The sequence below is a fragment of the Arthrobacter sp. Soil761 genome (assembly GCF_001428325.1).
In the GTDB taxonomy this organism is placed as follows: Bacteria; Actinomycetota; Actinomycetes; order Actinomycetales; family Micrococcaceae; genus Arthrobacter.
In genome coordinates, this window is the sequence record NZ_LMSF01000004.1 from 69,488 (window position 1) to 89,425 (window position 19,938).

Annotated in this window: 23 protein-coding genes; 9 read left to right on the forward strand and 14 right to left on the reverse strand. The window is 63.3% G+C overall.

Annotated features, from left to right (window positions below):
• Nucleotides 1-82 precede the first annotated feature (82 nt).
• From ASG79_RS04995 to ASG79_RS05005, 3 genes are read right to left on the reverse strand one after another with little or no spacing between them, the layout of a single operon-like run.
• Nucleotides 83-1,432, reverse strand: coding sequence for an ABC transporter substrate-binding protein (locus ASG79_RS04995; RefSeq protein WP_018769145.1), 1,350 nt, complete (start codon nt 1,430-1,432; stop codon nt 83-85).
• Nucleotides 1,433-1,492: 60 nt separating this feature from the next.
• Nucleotides 1,493-2,413 carry a carbohydrate ABC transporter permease gene (locus ASG79_RS05000; protein ID WP_018769146.1) on the reverse strand — a complete coding sequence of 307 codons (921 nt, stop codon included), beginning with the start codon at nt 2,411-2,413 and terminating at the stop codon, nt 1,493-1,495.
• Nucleotides 2,410-3,369 carry a carbohydrate ABC transporter permease gene (locus tag ASG79_RS05005; RefSeq protein WP_026265743.1) on the reverse strand — a complete coding sequence of 320 codons (960 nt, stop codon included), beginning with the start codon at nt 3,367-3,369 and terminating at the stop codon, nt 2,410-2,412. Before ASG79_RS05005 ends, ASG79_RS05000 begins: the two co-directional genes overlap by 4 nt.
• A gap of 215 nt (nt 3,370-3,584) precedes the next feature.
• Between ASG79_RS05005 and ASG79_RS05010 the strand changes: the two genes are divergently transcribed.
• From ASG79_RS05010 to ASG79_RS05045, 8 genes are all read left to right on the forward strand, one after another.
• Entirely contained in the window at nt 3,585-4,523 is a 939-nt protein-coding gene (locus ASG79_RS05010) for a P1 family peptidase (protein WP_056388935.1), read from the forward strand.
• A 171-nt stretch (nt 4,524-4,694) separates the two neighbouring features.
• Nucleotides 4,695-4,916: a translation initiation factor IF-1 gene (infA, locus tag ASG79_RS05015; RefSeq protein WP_009358723.1), complete on the forward strand. Its 222-nt coding sequence runs from the start codon at nt 4,695-4,697 to the stop codon at nt 4,914-4,916.
• Between the two features lie 71 nt (nt 4,917-4,987).
• A complete protein-coding gene (gene rpmJ / locus ASG79_RS05020; RefSeq protein WP_009358722.1) occupies nt 4,988-5,101 on the forward strand; it encodes a 50S ribosomal protein L36 in 114 nt (37 codons plus the stop codon).
• 184 nt (nt 5,102-5,285) lie between these two features.
• The gene (gene rpsM, locus ASG79_RS05025) at nt 5,286-5,660 is read left to right on the forward strand and encodes a 30S ribosomal protein S13 (protein ID WP_003803743.1); all 375 of its coding nucleotides are present in this window, start codon (nt 5,286-5,288) and stop codon (nt 5,658-5,660) included.
• Nucleotides 5,661-5,714: 54 nt separating this feature from the next.
• Entirely contained in the window at nt 5,715-6,116 is a 402-nt protein-coding gene (gene rpsK, locus ASG79_RS05030; protein ID WP_018769149.1) for a 30S ribosomal protein S11, read from the forward strand.
• A 130-nt stretch (nt 6,117-6,246) separates the two neighbouring features.
• Nucleotides 6,247-7,257: a DNA-directed RNA polymerase subunit alpha gene (locus tag ASG79_RS05035; RefSeq protein WP_013601812.1), complete on the forward strand. Its 1,011-nt coding sequence runs from the start codon at nt 6,247-6,249 to the stop codon at nt 7,255-7,257.
• A 68-nt stretch (nt 7,258-7,325) separates the two neighbouring features.
• Nucleotides 7,326-7,907: a 50S ribosomal protein L17 gene (rplQ, locus tag ASG79_RS05040; protein WP_056388937.1), complete on the forward strand. Its 582-nt coding sequence runs from the start codon at nt 7,326-7,328 to the stop codon at nt 7,905-7,907.
• A 32-nt stretch (nt 7,908-7,939) separates the two neighbouring features.
• Nucleotides 7,940-8,833 carry a tRNA pseudouridine synthase A gene (locus tag ASG79_RS05045; RefSeq protein WP_056388940.1) on the forward strand — a complete coding sequence of 298 codons (894 nt, stop codon included), beginning with the start codon at nt 7,940-7,942 and terminating at the stop codon, nt 8,831-8,833.
• Here ASG79_RS05045 and ASG79_RS05050 read toward each other — a convergent pair whose 3' ends face one another.
• On the reverse strand, nt 8,834-10,501 hold the full coding sequence (locus ASG79_RS05050) for a sensor histidine kinase (protein ID WP_056388943.1): 1,668 nt from the start codon (nt 10,499-10,501) through the stop codon (nt 8,834-8,836).
• Nucleotides 10,502-10,754: 253 nt separating this feature from the next.
• Here ASG79_RS05050 and ASG79_RS05055 point away from each other — a divergent pair, with 253 nt between their 5' ends.
• Entirely contained in the window at nt 10,755-11,540 is a 786-nt protein-coding gene (locus ASG79_RS05055) for a response regulator transcription factor (protein WP_056388945.1), read from the forward strand.
• A 3-nt stretch (nt 11,541-11,543) separates the two neighbouring features.
• Here the strand turns inward: ASG79_RS05055 and ASG79_RS05060 are convergent, their stop codons facing one another.
• The 10 genes from ASG79_RS05060 to ASG79_RS05105 form a co-directional block, all read right to left on the reverse strand.
• Complete coding sequence (locus tag ASG79_RS05060) at nt 11,544-12,023, reverse strand: hypothetical protein (RefSeq protein ID WP_056388947.1); 480 nt, start codon at nt 12,021-12,023, stop codon at nt 11,544-11,546.
• A 93-nt stretch (nt 12,024-12,116) separates the two neighbouring features.
• A complete protein-coding gene (locus tag ASG79_RS05065) occupies nt 12,117-13,001 on the reverse strand; it encodes a type II secretion system F family protein (protein WP_056388950.1) in 885 nt (294 codons plus the stop codon).
• A 6-nt stretch (nt 13,002-13,007) separates the two neighbouring features.
• Nucleotides 13,008-13,940 carry a type II secretion system F family protein gene (locus tag ASG79_RS05070; protein ID WP_056388953.1) on the reverse strand — a complete coding sequence of 311 codons (933 nt, stop codon included), beginning with the start codon at nt 13,938-13,940 and terminating at the stop codon, nt 13,008-13,010.
• Between the two features lie 10 nt (nt 13,941-13,950).
• The gene (locus tag ASG79_RS05075) at nt 13,951-15,456 is read right to left on the reverse strand and encodes a CpaF family protein (RefSeq protein WP_056388956.1); all 1,506 of its coding nucleotides are present in this window, start codon (nt 15,454-15,456) and stop codon (nt 13,951-13,953) included.
• A complete protein-coding gene (locus ASG79_RS05080) occupies nt 15,456-16,649 on the reverse strand; it encodes an AAA family ATPase (RefSeq protein ID WP_056388961.1) in 1,194 nt (397 codons plus the stop codon). The genes ASG79_RS05075 and ASG79_RS05080 overlap by 1 nt, the downstream gene beginning before the upstream one ends.
• A complete protein-coding gene (locus ASG79_RS05085) occupies nt 16,646-17,395 on the reverse strand; it encodes a Flp pilus assembly protein CpaB (protein ID WP_235509740.1) in 750 nt (249 codons plus the stop codon). Before ASG79_RS05085 ends, ASG79_RS05080 begins: the two co-directional genes overlap by 4 nt.
• Before the next feature lie 22 nt (nt 17,396-17,417).
• Nucleotides 17,418-18,389 (reverse strand): pilus assembly protein TadG-related protein, encoded by a 972-nt coding sequence (locus ASG79_RS05090; protein WP_082581681.1) that lies wholly within the window; start codon nt 18,387-18,389, stop codon nt 17,418-17,420.
• Entirely contained in the window at nt 18,377-18,766 is a 390-nt protein-coding gene (locus ASG79_RS05095; protein ID WP_056388966.1) for a TadE/TadG family type IV pilus assembly protein, read from the reverse strand. The genes ASG79_RS05090 and ASG79_RS05095 overlap by 13 nt, the downstream gene beginning before the upstream one ends.
• Nucleotides 18,767-18,900: 134 nt before the next feature.
• A complete protein-coding gene (locus ASG79_RS05100) occupies nt 18,901-19,092 on the reverse strand; it encodes a Flp family type IVb pilin (protein WP_056388968.1) in 192 nt (63 codons plus the stop codon).
• Between the two features lie 205 nt (nt 19,093-19,297).
• Nucleotides 19,298-19,489 carry a Flp family type IVb pilin gene (locus tag ASG79_RS05105; RefSeq protein WP_056388971.1) on the reverse strand — a complete coding sequence of 64 codons (192 nt, stop codon included), beginning with the start codon at nt 19,487-19,489 and terminating at the stop codon, nt 19,298-19,300.
• Nucleotides 19,490-19,938: the final 449 nt, after the last annotated feature.

The following is a 19,938-nucleotide window of genomic DNA, read 5'->3' on the forward strand; positions in this document are numbered from 1 at the left end:
CGCACCTTCAGGCACGACACGCAAAAGCCCTGGCGACACCTGTAAATGGGTGTCGCCAGGGCTTTTGCGCGTCGGCCAGGTGCTACGACTTCAGTTTCGGCTTCACGTCGCGGTCGTAGATGCTCTGCAGCGTGTTCTTCAGGTCCGTCATGGTGGACTTGACGTCGCCCTGCTGGGTGAGGATCTTGGCGGCGGCCTTGGCCATTTCCTGGTCGGCGCCCGGCAGGAACACCCGGGCGTTGTCCTGGACTTTGGTCACCGCCAGCTGGTCCATGGCGGTCTTGATCTGTGGCGTCTTGGCCAGGACGGCCGCCATGTCCGCGGACTTGCGGGTGGGCATGTAGCCGGTGGCTGCCGAGAACTCCGCCGTGCTCTCCGGCTGGGTGACGAAGTCCAGGAACTTGCCGGCGGCCAGCTGTTCCTCCTTGGTGATCCCGCTGGGGATGCCCAGGCCGGCGCCGCCCGTGGGGCACACGTTCGACTGGGATTTGGGACCGCCCGGCAGGAAGCCAACACCAACGTTGAACTTGGCCGACTTCAGGATCCCCAGCAGCGAACCGGTGGACGAAATGGTGGTGGAGGTCAGCCCGGCCGAGAAGTCATCCGCCGCTTCCTTGGACGAAACACCGGCCCACTTGTCCTTGTAGATGGAGTCCTGCGCCCACTGCAGGGCCGCCACGGAATCGGTGGAGTCGCACGTGATGTTCCATTCCTTGGACCAGCCGCCGCCCCAGCCCCACAGCATGTTCTGCAGCGTCCAGCCCGCGTACCCGGCGAGTGCGGGGTAGATATAGGCGTACTGCGCGCCCGAGCTTGCTTTCAGCTTGGGTGCCCACTGACTGAACTCGTCCCAGGTCTTCGGGGCACGGTCGGGAATTCCAGCCGCCGCAAAGTGGTCCTTGTTGTAGTAGAACAGCGGCGTTGACCGGCCGTAGGGCAATGCCCACTGCTTTCCGTCGTATTTGTAGTCATTGACCAGCGACTGCTGGAAGTCGTCCATCTTCATGTCCAGCTGCTTGATAAGGCCGTCAACCGGAATGATGCTGCCGTTGGTGTAGTAGCGGAACCACCAGACATCGGACAGGACCACCACGCCCGGCAGGCCCGACTTAGCGGCCTGGGCGGTCTGGAACTTCTGGGCAATTTCCTCGTAGTTGGCACCGGCGGTGACCAGGTTGACGGTGATGTCCGGGTTCTTGGCGTGGAATTTGTCGATCAGGCTCTTCTCCACCTCCTGGGACTGGCCAGGGTGGCTGGACCAGAAGTCGATCTTGGCGGCGGGCTTCACGCCGTTGAAGTCGATCTCGGCTGCCTGGGAGGTAGCCTGGCCGCCGCCGGTTGTTGATGGTCCGCCGCATGCGGCCAGGGCAGCTGCAGAGGCGGATACCCCTGCCAGGCCCAGGAAATGCCTCCGGTCCAGGTGCAGTGTCATGACGGTTCCTTTCGGTTGTTGCCTTGGTAAAGGTTGGAAGGTACGACGGCGGCCGGCAGCTTAGCCGGTTACGCTGCCCTGGGTGAGGCCCGCAACGATGTAGCGCTGGAGGGCCGCGAAGATGATCAGGATGGGAACGATGACCAGGACCGCCCCGGCCATGAGGACGCCCCAGCCGGCGGCGTTGCTTTCGTTGTTCTGCAGCAGGGTGAGACCCACGGGCAGGGTCATGGTTTCGGGGCGGTCCGTGATGATGAGGGGCCAGATGTAGTCATTCCATTCGGTCACGATCGTCACCAGCGCCACGGTGGCGATGGACGGGACCGAGACGGGAACCACGATCTGCCAGAGCCGGCGCCAGTGGCCGGCACCGTCCACCTCGGCCGATTCCAGGATGGAGGCGGGAAGCGTGCGGAAGTGCTGGCGGAGCAGGAACGTTCCGAACGCGGTGCCAAGGCCGGGGAGGATGATGCCCCACAGCGTGTTCTTCCCGCCGATGCCGGCGATCAGGATGAAGTTGGGCAGGATGGACACCTGCGGCGGCACCATGAGGGCCACCAGGATCAGCAGGAAGATGAAGTTCCGGAACGGGAAGCGGACAAACACCAGGGCATAGGCCGTCAGGATCGCCAGCAGCACCTTGATGGTGGCCCCGGCCAGGGTAACGATGGTGCTGTTCAGGAAGAACTGCCCAAACGGCACCGTGGTCATGGCGGTCCGGTAGTTCTGCAGGTCCAGGCTTTCAGGGAGGATCTTCAGGTCCGTGGTGACGATCTCGCCGGACGTCTTGAAGGAGCTCAGGACCATCCACAGGAGGGGCAGGAACACCACCAGGGTGGCCACGAGCAGCGGCAGGTAGCCGGCCACCACGGTCCGGATGAGGTTGCGGCGGGAGAACGGCCGGTCACGGTGGAGGCTTGGCTCCGGTCCGGCAATGGCGGGAGCTGCGGGGTCGGGGCTGACCGGGGAAAGGGAAGTCACGAGTAATGCACCTTTCGTTCCACGAACCGCAGCTGCAGCACGGTGATCACCAGGAGGATTGCGAACAGGACCACGGAAATGGCTGCCGAGTAGCCGGCCCTGTTGTACGCCCCGAAGGCCTGCAGGTAGGCCTCGTAGATCAGGGTGCTGGTGCCGGTGCCCAGCGGCGTCATGATCCGGATGAGGTCGAAGGCCTGCAGCGAGCTGAGCATGGTGGTGATCAGGAGGAAAAACGTGGTGGGGGACAGCAGCGGCAGCGAGATGCTGACAAAGCGGCGGAATCCGTTGGCGCCGTCCAGGGACGCGGCTTCCATGACATCCGCCGGGAGGGACTGGAGCCCCGCAAGGTACACCACGGCGCAGTAGCCCAGGTTTTTCCAGACGTAGACCAGGATCACCATGACCAGCGAGAGTTGGGGGTCGTTGATCCACTGCGGGCTCTGCTGCCCGATGCCGCGCAGCAGCCAGGCCAGGACGCCGTAGCCGGGGTCGAAGATGAACAGCCACACCAGGCCCACGCCGACGCCGGAGAGTACGTACGGGGCAAAGACGGCCGAACGGGCGAAGGTGGTGCCGCGGACCTTCGCGTTCAGTGCCAGCGCCACCAGCAGGCCCAGCACCATGGAGCCGCCCACCGTGACCACGGTGAACACAGCCGTGGTCCCCAGGACTTTCGGCGCATCATTGCTGGTGAAGAAGGTGACGTAGTTGCTGAGGCCAACCACGGTGGCCGTGGGGGAGCCAAGGGTCCAGTCGAGGGTGGAGTAATAGATATTGCTGAACAGCGGCCGGTAGGTGAAGACGGCGATCAGCACCAGGTTGGGCAGCGCCATGGCCAGGAAGACAAAGAAGTCCCTGCGGGTCCGTGCAGTCCACCGGCGCTTAGGGATTTTCGCGGACCGCCCCGGAGGCCTCTTGGGTTTGGCGGCGGGGTGGGGGGCGAGTTGACGGGTCATGCGTGTCTCTCCCGGGTTGGGAGCCTGCTCGTGGCCGGCCCTGGCTTGATCTAGGGACTACTACACCAGACCGTCAGGGGGCTGAAACCCGCATATGCCCTTGTCAGGGGACTGTTATCCAAGGCTTCGTCGCCCGTTAACGCTGTGTTGAATGCAGTCTCGCACAAAGTCCCGCGATGCGGCAGGGGCGCGCTCACAGAGGGGAGAATAGGGGAATGGGAACCATCACCGACGTGCCGGGCATCCGGGTAGGCCAGGTCCACAAGGACAGCGGGGGCTGGCTGACCGGCGTCACCGTGGTCCTGCCGCCGCCGGGCTGCGTGGGTTCGGTGGAGGTCCAGGGCGGCGGCCCTGCCACACATGAAACGGACGCCCTTGACCCCACCACCCTGGTCAGGGCGGTGGACGCCGTGGTGCTGACCGGCGGCAGCGCCTACGGGCTGGCGTCCGCGGCCGGTGCCCAGCGCTGGTGCGAGGAGAACGGGCGGGGGTTCGCCGTTCCCGGGGGCGTCGTGCCTATCGTCCCCGCTGCCGCGATCTTCGACCTTGGCAGGGGCGGCGACTTCATGGCACGGCCGACGCCGGACATGGGCTACGCGGCAACGGCCGCCGCGGCAGCACAAAGGGAAGGGCACGACGTCGAACGCGGCAACGTGGGTGCCGGAACCGGGGCACTTATTGGCAGGGGGCAATACAAAGGGGGAGTTGGCACGGCGTCGGTCACGCTGGAGAACGGGGTAGTGGTCGGCGCGCTGGCCATAGTCAACGCACTCGGGCTCCCGTTCGACCAGACCAAGCCTGGCTTTCCAGCGCCAATCAAAGCAGCGACCACGACGAACACCACCCTTGCCGTGGTGGCCACGAATGCCGTCCTTGATGCGGCCGAGTGCAAGCGCACGGCGGCTGCCTCGCACGCGGGGATTGCCCGTGCCTTGAATCCCAGCCACACCCTCGCCGACGGGGACACCGTTTTTTGCCTGGCGACCGGTGCCGTGGCACTGGACCGCTCGGACGAAGCTGCCCGGCAGGTCAGCCTTATTACGCTGCAGAGTGCGGCAGCCGACGTCGTCCGCCTGGCCATCCTGGACGGCGTGGCCAGCGCTGCAGGCGTCAGCACTCCAGCAGGCGAATATGGTGCGTACCGCCCGGCGTAGGCTACTATGGCCGATTTAACTTTTACCGGCCAACGGGGTAGTGTTGTTTGTTGGTTGTCTGGACTGCCACGCCCTTTTGGGCCTGGAGGCGGCAATCGATCCAACAAAAACGTTCGTGGTCATGCCCGGTGCATTCCGGCGGGACTGCGGCAACAACAGTTAGCGGAGGGTATGGCCAAGAAGGACGGGGTCATTGAGATCGAAGGCGTTGTGACCGAGGCGCTGCCTAACGCGATGTTTCGCGTTGAGCTCACCAACAAGCACATCGTTCTGGCACACATCTCTGGAAAGATGCGTCAGCACTACATCCGAATCCTCCCCGAGGACCGCGTAGTGGTGGAGCTGAGCCCGTACGACCTCACCCGTGGTCGTATCGTCTACCGCTACAAGTAAATTGCTGGGCGGCTTCAGCACAAGCTGACCGCTGCTCCAGTTGACCACACTGCTACACGCAAAGGAACGCCATGAAGGTCAAGCCGAGCGTCAAGCAGATCTGCGAAAAGTGCAAAGTGATCCGCCGTAATGGCCGGGTCATGGTGATCTGCGAGAACCCGCGCCACAAGCAGCGCCAGGGCTAATTTCCTTCCCTGAAGGAAATCCTGGGTTGCTAACCCACGCAAGTAAATAAAGGCAGCACAAGCTGATCTGGAACATTGAGCTCGAAAGAGTCCGGACAGCTAACCCCCGGTCGGAGGCTGGGGCCGCATGGAACATGCGGGTGTACTGCCTACGACCTCCGGTTTATCAAGGAGTACTGCCACTATGGCTCGTCTCGCTGGCGTAGACATTCCCCGCGAAAAGCGGCTGGAAATTGCGCTTACTTACATCTACGGCGTGGGCAAGACCCGTGCACACGAAACCCTGGCTGCCACGGGCATCAGCGCTGACGTTCGCGTCAAGGACCTGACTGACGCCCAGTTGGTTGAGCTGCGTGACTACATTGAAGGCAACTACAAGGTTGAGGGTGACCTTCGCCGCGAAGTAGCAGCAGATATCCGCCGCAAGGTTGAAATCGGCAGCTACGAAGGCCTGCGCCACCGCAAGGGCCTGCCCGTACGCGGTCAGCGTACGAAGACCAACGCACGTACCCGCAAGGGCCCGAAGCGTACCGTCGCCGGCAAGAAGAAGGCCCGTTAAAATCCCCGCTCGGGATTTACGGACTTTCCCCAATAACTTTCTGTAGGAGAAAAAATGCCCCCGAAGACTCGTGGCGCGGTTCGCAAGCCGCGTAAGAAGGACAAGAAGAATATCGCGCTTGGCCAGGCGCACATCAAGAGCACCTTTAACAACACCATCGTTTCCATCACGGATCCGAACGGCGCTGTTATTTCCTGGGCTTCCTCCGGTGAGGTTGGCTTCAAGGGCTCGCGCAAGTCCACCCCGTTCGCTGCACAGATGGCTGCCGAAGCCGCTGCCAAGCGTGCGCAGGAGCACGGCATGCGCAAGGTAGACGTTTTCGTCAAGGGACCGGGTTCCGGTCGCGAGACGGCAATCCGTTCGCTGCAGGCCGCAGGCCTCGAGGTTGGCTCCATCCAGGACGTCACCCCCGCAGCCCACAACGGCTGCCGCCCGCCGAAGCGCCGCCGCGTCTAATTCTTTTCCGCAGCAGGAGCTTGCCCGGACCAGCGATGGTCCGGGCAAGCCCAGCGCGTTAAGTCTTCAGACCGAATTTCCACCACCTGTGTTGCGTCATATAGCGGATGCTCGCCGAAAGGAAACCTAAGTGCTCATTGCACAGCGCCCCACCCTCTCCGAAGAGGTAGTCTCCGAAAACCGTTCGCGTTTCATCATCGAACCGCTGGAACCGGGCTTCGGCTACACCCTCGGAAACTCCCTCCGCCGTACCCTGCTCTCCTCCATCCCCGGTGCTGCCGTAACCAGCATCCGGATCGATGGTGTGCTGCACGAGTTCACCACGGTTCCGGGTGTCAAGGAAGATGTCACCGAGATCATCCTTAACATCAAGAGCCTGTCGGTTTCCTCCGAGCACGACGAGCCCGTCGTGGCTTACCTGCGCAAGCAGGGCCCCGGAGTCGTCACCGCCGCGGACATCGCTCCGCCGGCCGGCGTCGAATTCCACAACCCGGATCTGCACATCGCCACGCTGAACTCGAAGGGCAAGTTCGAACTCGAACTGACCATCGAGCGCGGCCGCGGCTACGTTTCGGCAGCTCAGAACAAGTCCGGCGATGCAGAGATCGGCCGTATCCCGGTCGACTCCATCTACTCGCCGGTGCTGAAGGTTACTTTCCGCGTGGAAGCAACCCGTGTTGAGCAGCGCACCGACTTCGACAAGCTGATTGTCGACGTCGAGACCAAGCAGGCCATCGCCCCGCGCGATGCCGTCGCTTCCGCAGGCACCACCCTGGTGGAACTGTTCGGTCTGGCCCGTGAGCTGAACACCGCAGCTGAAGGTATCGAGATCGGCCCGTCGCCCACCGACGCTGCCCTGGCAGCCGACATGGCACTGCCGATCGAGGATCTGGACCTCACCGTCCGTTCCTACAACTGCCTCAAGCGTGAGGGCATCCACACCGTGGGTGAACTCGTTGCCCGCTCCGAGGCTGACCTGATGGACATCCGCAACTTCGGTGCAAAGTCCATTGACGAGGTCAAGGCAAAGCTGGTTGAACTGGGCCTGTCCCTCAAGGACTCGCCTCCCGGTTTTGACCTCGCAGCACGCGCCGCAGCAATCGAAGAGGACGACGCCGCCTTCGGCGACGACGAACTCTAAACCAGACCTTGGCCGGAGGGCAGCACCACGGTGTGCCGCCCACGGCTTCCACATGAGGAGAAACAATTATGCCTACCCCCACTAAGGGTCCGCGCCTCGGAGGCGGCCCGGCTCACGAGCGCCTCATGCTCGCGAACCTGGCAGCATCCCTGTTCGAGCACAAGCGGATCACCACCACGGTGACCAAGGCCAAGCGCCTGAAGCCGTACGCAGAGCGCCTGGTGACCTTCGCCAAGCGTGGCGACCTCGCTTCCCGCCGCCGCGTTCTCGGCCTGATCAGCAACAAGGGCATCGTCCACGAGCTGTTCACCGACATCGCCCAGGCTGTGGAGAACCGCGATGGCGGCTACACCCGCATCACCAAGATCGGCAACCGTAAGGGCGACAACGCTCCCATGGCTGTCATCGAACTGGTCCTCGAGCCGGTTTCCGCCAAGCAGGCCGTCGTAGCCGAGGCTACCTCCGCTGCCAAGCGCGATGCCGACAAGAAGGAAGCTGCTGCTGCACCCGTTGCAGAAGAAGCTCCCGAGGCTGAGGCCGTGGAGCCCGAAGCTGCTGAGGCTCCGGCTGAAGAGGCTGCAACCGAAGAGGCTCCCGCCGCTGAGGAAGCTCCCGAGGCTCCCGCCGCCGAAGAGAAGGACGCGAAGTAATTCGCTGATTCTCTTCGCATAGACTTAGGTCTGTGAACCACCAAAAACCCGCGGCCCCCGTTCCAGGGGGCGGCGGGTTTTTGCGTATCCGGCTTGACCTTTCGTACGACGGCGGCCCGTTCAGCGGTTGGGCGCTGCAACCGGGACGGCGTACCATCCAGGGCGTCCTGGAAGAGGCGATCGCCCTGTTGGTACGCCGTCCGGTGCGTGTCACCGTGGCGGGACGGACCGACGCCGGCGTGCACGCCCGCGGCCAGGTGGTCCACCTGGACCTCACCGAAGACGAGTGGCAGAACCTGCCGCGCGGGCACGAACTGGATCCCGCCGTCGCCATGCTGCGCAGGCTCCGCGGGGCATTGAACCGGGCCCTGGGCGATCTTCACGGGGCCGTGGAAGTGCATGACATCTCGTTGGCACCTGTGGGCTTTGACGCCCGCTTCTCGGCTCTCTGGCGCCGCTACAGCTACCGGATCGCAGACGGGCCCGCCCTGTGGGATCCGTTGGAGCGGTATTTCACGTTGTGGCACAGGAATCCGCTGGACGTGGGACTGCTGAACGAGGGCGCCTCACAGCTGCTGGGCCTGCAGAACTTCCTGTCTTTCTGCAAGCCGCGCGAAGGCGCCACCACCATCCGGGAACTCCAGCGGTTTGAGTTCAGGCGCGGCGAGGGCGGCGTCATTGTGGCCACCGTCCAGGCGGATGCGTTCTGCCACAACATGGTGCGCGCCCTCATCGGCTCCGCGCTGTACGTGGGTGAAGGCGTTGTGGAGCCGGGCTGGCTGCACGAACGGCTGCTGCTGCAGAAGCGGGACGCCAAGTCGGTCCTGGCCGCCCCGCATCCGTTGGTGCTTGAGGAAGTGGCCTACCCCTCGGACAGCGAACTCCTGGCCCGCGCCGAACAGACCCGGGCGCTCCGCGAGCCCTGACTAGAATGCCGGGGGTGGACCCTCGGCCGGCAGCGTCACCGTAAACGTGCTGCCCTGGCCCTCGCCGCTCTCGCAGGCGATCGTCCCGCCGTGCCGCTCCACAATCATTCGGGTGATTGACAGACCCAGACCTGCGCCCGGGATGGCGGCCTTCCGGGCGGTCTCGGCGCGGAAGAACCGGTTGAAAGCCCTCGCCGCGTCCTCGCTGGACATGCCCATCCCGGTGTCCGTGACGCTCAGCCGGACCCACTGCCGGTCCGCGTCCGCGCTGATGCTGACCTTGCCGCCGTCGGGCGAGTACTTGATGGCGTTGGACACGAGGTTGTCCAGCACCTGTCCGATCCTGAGCGGATCCGCGTAGGCCCACAGCGGCGAGGGGACGTCGGCGGCGATCTCCACGTGGGAGCGTTGCGCCAGGGCCTGGGCGGAACCAAGGCTGGTCTCCACCAGGCTGGCCAGATCGGTCCGCTTGGGGTGGACGTTCAAGGTGGTGGAGGCGGAGGCCGTCAGGTCGGCCACCAGGTCCAGCAGCCGTTCCGCGTTGCGCTGCACCACGAGCAGGCGCTGGGCCACCTGCCGGGGCAGGCTGTCGGCGTCGTCCAGGACCAGGTCCACGTTGCCCAGAATCGAGTTCAGTGGGTTCTTGAACTCGTGCGAGACGTTGGACACCAGCTCCTGGTTCGCGGCCAGAGACTCCACCCAGCCGGTGACGTCCGTGTAGACCACCACTGCCCCGGTCAGCCGGCCGTCCTCGCCGACCAGCGGGCGGGCGGCGGTGGATATGGCGCGCTGCTCCGGGCCTTCGCCGGCCCACACCAGGTAGTCGGCGAAGGACTCACCCGCCATGGCCCTGTTGATGGGCCGCCGGTCCCGGGGGAGCAGTGTGCGCCGGTCCTGTCCAAAGATGAGCTGGTGCCCCTGGCCGGGGAGGGCGTCGTCAGCGCCCGTGACACGGCGGAAGTTGCGCTGGCGGCTGTTGGACACCAGGAAGTGGCCGGAGCGGTCGACGGCGGCAATTCCGACGTCGGTGGCCTCCAATACAGTTTCGAGCAGCTTCTCCCGTTCCCGGCTTGCGGCCAGCAGTTCGCGGAGTTCACGGTCCTTGTCCGCCAGTTCACGCTGCTGCTGCCGGAGGCTTACGCTCGCGAAGCGGATGGCCAGGGATACAGCGAGCATCATCACGGGAAAGAGCAGGACGGTGGTGAGGTCCGAGGCCGTGACGGTGGGGAAATGGCCCACGGCAGATGGAACCATGATCAGGAAGGGCCCCGCAAAACTGAGCACCAGGCTGCTGCGCGCCAGCATGCCGGAGGCGGAAAGCCAGATGACTGGGAAGACCACCAGTACCGCGAGGCCCGGCAGGAGCGGAGCGGCGCCGTTGCGCAGGAACCCGATCAGCGCGAAGTCCAGCACGGGGATCAGCAGGTATGGGCGGTGCGCCAGGCGTTCCCAGGGAACCAGGAAGCAGCCCAGGAACAAAACCGCGTTCAGGGCAAGGCCGGCCACGTACAAGGGGGAGTGCATGAGTGAGGGCCAGGCGAAGGGGGTGGCCACGGCAATGACAAGCACAAGGAAGGTAAGGGGGAGCTGGCACAGCGCCACCTGGGCGCGGGTTCCCAGCCGCCGGAAGATGCGTCCGGGTCCACGCTGGAACAACGGCTCGGCCATGTTTCTGACTCGTACCCCTTTAGGTCCGGAAAGCAGGCGCCGCCAAGATGTAGCAATTCCCCCCAGTTACCTTGGCCAGCACCCTTTCCCTTGGATAATGCACATGTCTTGTCATAGTAATTGACTTTTCAATTTTCAGTGTCGATTCGGATGTGCACAGCCGGGCTTACTAGTAGCGTATAAATTGTTGGAGCGGGAATGGCATTGGCGCTGGGCCAATGGGGGGCCATCTCCGCCTGGCGCAGGGGTATTAATGGACGATCTTGGTGTAGCGGTGGTTATCGAGGACGACGCCGACGTACGCAACCTCCTTGAAGGTGTCTTGACCCAGGCGGGCTTCGAAGTTCATACGGCGGCTGACGGACGGGCCGGGGTTGAGGTGGTCCGCACCAAGCAGGCCAACGTTGTGACGCTGGATATCGGCCTGCCGGATATCGACGGGTTCGAGGTTTTGCGGCGAATCCGGAATTTCAGCAACGCGTACGTGGTCATGCTGACTGGCCGGACCGACGAACCGGACCTGCTGTCAGCACTGAATGCGGGCGCGGATGACTATATCGCCAAGCCGTTCAGGCCCAGGGAACTCCGGGCAAGGGTGGCAGCCATGATGCGCAGGCCGCGCCACGAGGTGAACGAGCAGCATGAATCCGCGTCACACGGGGGCCAGGCACCGGTTCCTGCCGCCACGCAGTCCGAGCCTGGGGTCCTGCGGCACAACGGACTCCTGTTGAACCACCGGACGCGCACCGTGGAGGTCAAGGGTGAGCCGCTGGGCTTGACCCGCAGCGAGTTCGACCTGCTCCACGTGCTTCTGAAGGGCGGTGGTGCCGTGTGCACCAGGGCGGACCTGGTGCGGGCGGTGCGGGGCGATTTCTATGATCGGGATACGTACATCAGCGAAGCGGACGAACGGGCGGTGGAGGTCCACGTGGGAAACCTGCGGCGCAAGCTGAAAGAGGACCAGTTGTCCCCTCGTTGGCTGCAGACAGTCCGTGGGGTGGGTTACCGGCTGGCGCCGAAGCGGCCGGACGATGCCTGACTGCTAGCCGTTTTCCATGATGTAGGTTGACTGCAGTTCGGATACGGTGCGTGCCCCGTCCTGGGCCACGCCTGCCATCATCGCCTGCCCTTGGACAAAGTCACCCTGCCGGATCAGGCCCTCCAGGAGTTCGGCGAGCTTTGCCAGCCGTACCCCACCCACCATGGCGGAACTGATTTTGAGGCTGATGACCGCGTCCAGGGCAGAGTCCCCGTCCCGGCTCAGCACCGCTGTCCCCAGCCGGGCCAGCCGCACGTCCCACATGGCCGCGTAGTCCCTGGCGAAGCGCTGCGCCAGTCCGGACCCGGCCAGCTCATCTTCGAGTTCCGCCAGCACTGCGGCATCAACCAACGGCAAGAGAGCGGCCGCTTCCAGTGAGGGGTCCACGCCGGCGGGAGCGGGAGCGGGAGGAAAACCGACCCCGGACAGCGGGAAGTCCGCAGCGGGGCTCTTTCCGCTGGAACCGGGATCGGGACTGTTCATTGTTCAAGGCTACTTCCTGGAAATGCTTCGGGGTCCTGTTTTTCATCATTCTGTGTAAACCTTGAGACAACCTTGCCGCCGCGCTGAGCATCTTTACTGGCCGCTGAAGGTCACCACTGTATTGATTACGGCCGGCCCCAGAATGGCAATGAAGAGGACCGGAAAAATAAAGAACAGCAGCGGGAAAAGGATCATGACGGGCAGCTTCATGGCCTTTTCCTCGGCCCGCTGGCGCCGTTTGACCCGCATGACCTTCGCCTGGACGCGCAGGACCCGGCTGATGGCGATTCCGTACGTGTCCGCCTGCACCACGGCCTGCACAAAGCTGCGCAGCTCCGGGATGCTGGTCCTCTCGGCCAGGGCGATGTAGGACTCGCGGCGGCTGCGTCCCACCTGCATGTCCTGCAGGGTGCGGACCAGCTCCTCTGCAAGGGGGCCCTTGCCGTTCTCGCCTGCCCGGGCCATGGCGCCTTCAAAGCCCAGCCCAGCCTCAACCGAAATGAGCATCTGGTCCAGGGTGTTGGCGAGTTCCAGCTGCATGGCCTTCTGCCGTTCCTTGCCCTTGCTGTATAGCAGGAGGTCCGGGATGAAGTAACCAAGGAAGAGGACGAAGAGTCCCGCGAGTTTCATCATCGGGCTGCTTCCCACCGCCGCCAAGTAGCCGCCCAGGGCCACCCCGACCAGGCCGAGGCCCAGCTTGGACCCAAGCACCTTGCCCAGCGGCATCGTAACGGGCCTGCCGGCGAGGGACAGCAGCCGGTCCAGGAATGCGACATAGGCCGGGGGAGTCACGCGCCTGCCCAAGGTTTCGAGTAGCCCCGGTGCTCCCACTGGTGCAGCGGTGACTGCCGGTGCGCCGCGCGAGAGTAGCTCGGCGGCGGAGGTCCGGCCCTGCTTGTCCACGGTCAGGACAGACCAGGCAAGCCCCGCAAGGGGCAGGCAGACCAGAAGGACTGAGAGCAGGATGGTCAGGTTCATGTGTCCTCAGAACTTCAGGTCGATGATCTTGCGCATCCAGAGCGCGCCGATGGTCATCAGGACGAACGAGGCTCCGATCATCACCCAGCCCAGGGGATGGGTGAACATCGAATTCATGTAGTTGGGGCTGACGGAAAGCAGCATGGCAACGATACCGAACGGCATGGCTATTAGGATGTAAGCCGAGAACTTGCCCTCGGCGGCGAGTGCCTTAATGTGGCCTTTGATCTCCCCACGCTCGCGGATGGTCTCGTTCACCTGGTCCAGCACCTCGGCCAGGTTGCCGCCGACCTCCCGGTTGATTTGGATGGCCTGCGAGATCCACACGAAGTCCTCGTTCTTCATCCGCTCGGCGGTGTCGTTGAGGGCGGCCAGCAGGTCGCGGCCCAGGCTGGTTTCGGTGATTACACGGCGCATCTCTTCCGACGTTGGCTTCTGCGATTCCACGGCGGCGGCATCGATGGCGCGCAGGATGCTGTGGCCGGCACGGAGGCCGCCGGAGAGCAGTTGCAAGGTGTCGCCGAGTTGGCCGTCGAACGCTGCACGACGCCTGCCGCTCAGGAAGCCGAGGACAAGCTTCCCCACGAACGGAGCGAGCAGCGCGAGCAGCAATCCGAGCAGTGGGCCCACAATCACGGCTCCCACCAGCATCCCGACGCACGCGCCGATGCCCACCAGCAGGAAGAATTCGGCCTGGCTTTGGCGCAGGCCCGCATTCTCCAGCTCCGCGCGGGAGAATAGCCTGACGTTGCGGCCACCGAGCAGCCGTTCGAAGGACCTGACGCCTGACAGTGCCAGCCGGGACAGGGAGGATGGCGGTTCCGGTTCAAACGGACGACGGCGGTCCAGCGGCACTGTAGGGGCGCTTGGCAGAAGGATGGCCACGCCGAGGAGGCAGATAGCAGCCAGGAGAAAGACGCTTCCAATGGCGATGATCATGGCCGCGTCCCTACTTGGCGCCCGGGGACAGCGGACCGGCAAAGACGCCCGGCGATACGTGGATTCCCAAGTCCTCGAAACGGTCAATGAACCGGGGCCGGATGCCGGTGGCCACGGGCCTCCCGAGGAACCGCCCCTGGGCGTCCACGCCGGCCGAGTAATCGAAGACGAACGCGTCCTGGAGGGTGACAATGTCGCCTTCCATCCCCTGGACCTCGGTGACGTGGGTGATCCGGCGGGACCCGTCACGGAGCCTGGAGATCTGCACGATCAGATTCACCGCGGAGGCGATCTGTTCGCGGATGGCCCGCAGCGGGAGGTCCATGCCAGCCATCAGCACCAGGGTTTCAAGGCGGGCCACGGCGTCGCGGGGGGAGTTGGAGTGAACCGTGGACAGGGAGCCGTCGTGGCCGGTATTCATGGCCTGGAGCATGTCCAGTGATTCGCCGCCACGGACCTCACCAACCACAATTCGGTCAGGACGCATACGAAGCGAGTTGCGGAGGAGCTCACGGATGGTCACCGCGCCTTTGCCTTCGGTGTTGGGCGGACGGCTTTCGAGCCGAACGACGTGCTCCTGTTGGATCTGTAGTTCCACGGCGTCCTCGATAGTCACGATGCGTTCGTCAGCCGGCAGGAAGGATGACAGCACGTTCAGCAACGTCGTCTTGCCGGTTCCGGTACCGCCGGAAACTATAATGTTGAGCTTGGCCTTGACACAGGCGTTTAGCAGCTCCGCCATCTCCGGCGTCAGGGTGCCAAAGTTTATGAGGTTTTGAACGGTCAGCGGAGTTTTGCTGAACTTACGGATGGTCAACGAGGAGCCCCCCACGGCAAGGGGCGGAATGACGGCGTTGACACGCGAGCCATCCTCCAACCGGGCGTCCACAAGCGGCGAGGACTCGTCGATGCGGCGGCCTACCTTGGACACGATGCGTTCGATGACCTTGCGCAGGTGCTCTTCGGAACTGAACCGGGACTCAGTGAGAACCAGCTTCCCTTTGCGTTCCACGTAAATCTGGTCCATGCGGTTAACCATGATTTCGGTGACTGCGGGATCGTCCAGCAGCCGCTGGAGGGGGCCGTAGCCCAGCACGTCGTCTGCGACGTCCTGGACCAGCCTGGTCCGCTCCTCCGGCGTCAGCGGTACCTGTTCCGCGTCAATGATCCGGGTAAGCTCCTCTTTGGCTGTGCTCCGGAGTTCCTGCTCAGTGACTGCACCATCATTGAACCGGGTGCCCATCCGCTCGAAAAGTGCGGTTGCGGCCCTGAGCTTCATTGCTGCGAAGACATCCACGCCCGGTGCCTTAGGCACAAAGGAAGTGCCGGCCTCGTGCGTTGGATGCGCGACGGCGGTGATGCCGGGAGAGCGAGCTTCCGCACGTTCGGCGGGGGACGGGGAAGGCGCGGTCGCAGGACGCGGCTGCTCGAGCAGCGCGGTGCCGGGTACGGATCCCGGGCTGGTGGAGGATACGTTGCGGCCTTGGACCGCGTTGATGCGCTCGGAGAGTTTCATCAGATAACCACCCTTCGGTGAAGCTTCCGCTGTGCTTGTGCTCGCCAGGCCGGATTGAAGCGCTCCACAAGCTGGCGGAGGCTTTTGACGGCGGGGTCCTTCTTCGAGTCCTGCAGGACAGGGATGCCACGGTTCGTGGACAGGGCCACCGCGCGCGACCTGGGGATGCTGACGTCAACCGGGGCGCCGATGGTGGATTCGACGTCCTGCACGTTCAGGCCTGCCTTGGCGTCCGCCATGTTCAGGACCACGTGCCGGGATTCCGGCATGATTTCGAGTTGGCGGAGGACTTCCAGGCCGGAGCGGAGTCCGCGCAGGCTGGGGATGTCCATGGCGCTCACCCAGACCACATCGGTGCATTTCTCCATTGCGGCGAGTCCGATTTCCGGCATGCCGGGGGCGGTGTCGATGACCACGTACTGGAACTCCTGGGCCAGTTGCTCCAGCAGCCGGCTGACCTGGTCCGGGGTGATGTGGTCCGCGTCCACCGGGTTGGGCGGTGCGCACAGGGCGTAGATGCCGGCCGGATGCACGGTAAGGAAGGCCTTGAGGACCAGGGAGTCCTGGGCGGCGGCGGGGGTGACGGCGTCCGTGACCGTGTGTTCGGGGTTGAGGTAGAGGCCGGAGGCGACGTCCCCGAACTGGAGGTCCAGGTCCACGATGACCACGCTCATGGGGGCGATCCGCCCGAGTCCAATGGCGATGTTCGTGGCCAGTGTGGTTTTGCCCACGCCGCCCTTGGGGGAGAACACGCCGATGACCAGGCCCTTGCCGTTCCCCGACTGTTGTGCCTCGGGGCCGCGGTGCCGGGTGGCGAAGGACTGGCAGGCGCGTTCCAGCAGCACCCGGATTTCGGCGGCGTCCGCCTGGGGGCTGAGGATGTCCCGGATGCCCGCGCGCATAGCGTGCAACAAGCCACCGGGGTCAATGTCACTGACCAGGACCAGGCTGAGGCCGGGCAGTTGGACATCGAAGACCTTGGCGAACCGGAGTGCTTCCTCGTAGGGGACGTCCGGGCCGATGATCAGCACCTCCGGCTGCTCCTGGTTGAGGAGGGCGAAGAGTTCCGCGGGGCCCGCCGGGAGGATGTCCGAGGCGATGGTCTGGACGCTGCCGCGCAGGCCGTTGGCGACGGCGGAACGCAGCTTCAGGTCGAAGTCGCCGTTGGGGGAAAGGAGGACGAAGCGGCTCACTTATACACCGTGTCCTTCTTGGCGATGAAGCCGCCGTTGTCCTTGGCGTCGAGGGGTTCTTTGGTGAGCCAGAGATCGCCGTTGTTTGAGGAGTAGATGATCTTGGTTGCGTCGATGTCGTTCACGGCAACCGTGACCATGAGCGAACCTTGCGGAAGCGTTGTGTCCTGGGGATTGGTGCCGTCCGTGGGCTTCGCGCTTGGTAGTGCCTGCGGGGCCCGCTGGACGGCGGTAACCAAAACCTTTCGGAGGGTGAGTTGGGTGGTTGGCTCGCCTGCTTTTGCTTTTTCCGCAGCGAAGCTGAACCCGATGCCCACATGGTCGCCGGCGTCAATCCTGCCGCCCACCACACGCTTGGGTTCGAGCTCGAAGGTTACTTCCTGCATCCCTATAGGCACTTTGATGGCACCACTGGACTTGGCGTCCACCGGGTCAACCAACCGTTCGGCGAGAAGTTGCTCGCCGGGGACGAGGTCCACTGCGGCGACTTTGCCGGCGGAGGCCTCAAGGGTTTTCAGAGCGGTCTTTGAAACAGCGGTTGCTGGCACCTGCTGTTCAGTAACGGACGCCTTTACGATGTCGAGGGAAGCGCCTGCCGGTACGGCCTTGGTCACCACGAGTACCCCGATGGGATCCAAGTCCTTCATGGCGCGCTGGTCGGCACCCTGGGCGTAGGCGACGATGAGAAGCGCCCCAATGATGGCCAGCACCACTGCTGATACACCGGCCAACATACGTGACTTCAATGACTGCTCCTGTTGCTTTTAGCTATGGGGTGAGGCGCACAACTGAGGCCCCAAAGTTTGGGACGTTACCAAGTTCAAATGCTTGGGCGAGGGATACGAATTTTACGAAGTATCCACGAATCGTCTTGTTTTGGACGTTTCCGCCCGTGCTCCAGGAAATGTCGGCAAAGTGGTAGCCAGTTACATGAAATGCCGCAAAGCCTTTGACGTAGTACTTGCCGGAGGAACCCGTACCGGTGGCCACGTCATAGAGAGGGAGTAGAACTGTCTGGTCGTTCATCTGGTTGAAATCGGCAGCGCTACAGATCGTTGGGGCGCTGGCCCCGGGATCGCTCGCAAACCAGATACCCGCATTGTCGGACTGGCCGGCCGTCATCGTGACGGAGCATTTTGTTCCCGAGGTGGTGATCCACCCGAACCCGCCCGGCAAGCCACCACAACCATTCACCGCCTGCTCGAGAACCTGTACGGCGCCTTGGCTTCCGGCTGGTGGAATGTCCAGTTTGCAGTAAGCAATGGCCAAGGGAAGAATAGCGGGCCCCTTGGACGGGGTACCCCATTGCGCCGAAGCGGCAGCGGTTACTTCTGCCGAAGAGATTCCGAATATTTGAGCGAAAAAGAGGGTGACCTGGTTTGGGCTATTCCCCGTCTGCTGTGATCCCGCCGTAACGGTTACAGTCTGACTGGCCGTATTGGGCGTGGCGGACTTGATGTTACTCAGCCCGTCGGTGGCGTTGCTATTCGCTAGGCTGGCGGCGAGCGGGGAGGTGCCCGTGCAGTCCGGGTCAGCGGTACTCTTAGCGCACTTCTGAGCGATGGCAAGCGCAGCCGCGTCAGCGCCGTTCCGAACCTGGGTACGTTCTGAGTACATCATCGAGACATCAACCGCCACGGCGGCGAAACCAAGCAGAGCCACCATCATTATTGCCACGATGACACTCACGGCGCCCTGTTCGGAGCGGGAATTTCTGCTGATATTCTTCAGCCGCCGCACAACATGGCTCCTTGGCCAGTCATAGTGAATGGTCCGGCGATACCAGTCAGCGTGGAGAGTGTATATGTGATTGTGACCGCAATGCGGTTGCCCGATGAGCAGGTTGTAGTGCCCGTGTCGAGGTTCTTGAAGGTGATGTTTGAATCAGCGAGAAGGGGATTTAGGGAGACAGCCGTGTTTTCGGCTGCCGTCCGAGACGCCGCCGGATCATTGGTGATGGCCATTACCCGGACCCCCTCGCGGGCCGCGGCCGAAAGCGATGCCTGGGCGTTGTAGGCCCGGCTGAATTCCATGATGCCAAGGAGCAAACTGATGAGGACAGGCACGACGATGGCGAACTCAACGGCCGCCGCCCCGCGTTCTGATGGCCTCAGCATCTGCTGCGTTCCTCTCGAGTCTGTGTTGCGATGAGTGGATTTGTACACGTGAAACAGCTTGTGCGGTGCAGTTGAGCTGCACCGCACAATAGCCGGGCGCGCTGGGCCTCGGGTCTTGCTGTAGGGGCCGGGTTTTAGAGATTGGCAGTCACATTTGTAAACATCGAGTTGAGCTGGCCACCCAAGGTGGTTACTGCGACGATGATGACGACTGCAATGAGTCCGACCATGATGCCGTATTCGACAGCTGTTGCGCCCTCTTCTTCGTGGAGACGGTTCTTGATGTTGAAGCCGAGGGTCTGAAGGGTGGCGATGAGAGACCGCATTGTGAACTCCTGAGCGAGTGGGTTTGGCTGGCCCTGCACCAGCATTAGGACGAAGTTATAGCAAGGCTTGAAACGGTTGACCGGGTCTTGCAGGATTCTGTATTTTGCCGAACCCGCTGTTGTTTGCGGTCACGCCGGCGTTCGCCATGAGGAGCCGTGGCCCGGACGGTGTTCGTCGCAGGAACCCGAGCTCTTTTCGTCCCAGCTAGAGCTTGGCCGTGACGCTGGTGAACATGGTGTTCAACTGGCCGCCCAAGGTGGTTACAGCGACGATGATGACGACTGCGATGAGGCCGACCATGATGCCGTATTCGACAGCTGTTGCGCCCTTTTCGTCGTGGAGGCGGTTCTTGATGTTGAAGCCGAGGGTCTGAAGGGTGGCGATGAGAGAAAGCATTATGAACTCCTGAGCGAGTAGGTTTGGCTGGCCCTGCACCAGCACTAAGACGAAGTTAGCAAGCCTTGATGCGGTGTTGACCGGGTCTTGCAGGATCCTGTGCAAAGGCTTTTCAAGGTGTACCTTTCCTGCGCAATTGCGTGGAAAACCTTGCGGAACTGGAAGGCTTGCAGACTGCGAAGGCGAAGCTGGCACCAGGAATGGATGTGTTGTTTGCTGTATTCGGTGTTGTTGGGTCACACCGGCGTTCGCCATGAGGAGCCGTCGCCTGGACGGTGTCCGTCGTGGAACCCGAGCTGTTTCCACGGTGAAAGTCCTGCGCAAGTACAGGTGATCAACGCGACAGATTCTCCGCTTGAGTCATTTCGACGGGGTGGCTGGCGTATTCGCAAAGGCTTTTCAAAGTGCATGTTTGGTGCGCAATCACCCGGCAAACCCTGCGATATCGG

Coding starts and splice junctions, on each gene's coding strand:
- ASG79_RS04995 (WP_018769145.1), bottom strand. CDS start 1,432: ATGACACTGCACCTGGACCGGAGGCATTTCCTGGGCCTGGCAGGGGTA.
- ASG79_RS05005 (WP_026265743.1), bottom strand. CDS start 3,369: ATGACCCGTCAACTCGCCCCCCACCCCGCCGCCAAACCCAAGAGGCCT.
- ASG79_RS05010 (WP_056388935.1), top strand. CDS start 3,585: ATGGGAACCATCACCGACGTGCCGGGCATCCGGGTAGGCCAGGTCCAC.
- infA (WP_009358723.1), top strand. CDS start 4,695: ATGGCCAAGAAGGACGGGGTCATTGAGATCGAAGGCGTTGTGACCGAG.
- rpmJ (WP_009358722.1), top strand. CDS start 4,988: ATGAAGGTCAAGCCGAGCGTCAAGCAGATCTGCGAAAAGTGCAAAGTG.
- rpsM (WP_003803743.1), top strand. CDS start 5,286: ATGGCTCGTCTCGCTGGCGTAGACATTCCCCGCGAAAAGCGGCTGGAA.
- rpsK (WP_018769149.1), top strand. CDS start 5,715: ATGCCCCCGAAGACTCGTGGCGCGGTTCGCAAGCCGCGTAAGAAGGAC.
- rplQ (WP_056388937.1), top strand. CDS start 7,326: ATGCCTACCCCCACTAAGGGTCCGCGCCTCGGAGGCGGCCCGGCTCAC.
- ASG79_RS05050 (WP_056388943.1), bottom strand. CDS start 10,501: ATGGCCGAGCCGTTGTTCCAGCGTGGACCCGGACGCATCTTCCGGCGG.
- ASG79_RS05055 (WP_056388945.1), top strand. CDS start 10,755: ATGGACGATCTTGGTGTAGCGGTGGTTATCGAGGACGACGCCGACGTA.
- ASG79_RS05060 (WP_056388947.1), bottom strand. CDS start 12,023: ATGAACAGTCCCGATCCCGGTTCCAGCGGAAAGAGCCCCGCTGCGGAC.
- ASG79_RS05065 (WP_056388950.1), bottom strand. CDS start 13,001: ATGAACCTGACCATCCTGCTCTCAGTCCTTCTGGTCTGCCTGCCCCTT.
- ASG79_RS05070 (WP_056388953.1), bottom strand. CDS start 13,940: ATGATCATCGCCATTGGAAGCGTCTTTCTCCTGGCTGCTATCTGCCTC.
- ASG79_RS05075 (WP_056388956.1), bottom strand. CDS start 15,456: ATGAAACTCTCCGAGCGCATCAACGCGGTCCAAGGCCGCAACGTATCC.
- ASG79_RS05095 (WP_056388966.1), bottom strand. CDS start 18,766: ATGCTGAGGCCATCAGAACGCGGGGCGGCGGCCGTTGAGTTCGCCATC.
- ASG79_RS05100 (WP_056388968.1), bottom strand. CDS start 19,092: ATGCGGTCTCTCATCGCCACCCTTCAGACCCTCGGCTTCAACATCAAG.
- ASG79_RS05105 (WP_056388971.1), bottom strand. CDS start 19,489: ATGCTTTCTCTCATCGCCACCCTTCAGACCCTCGGCTTCAACATCAAG.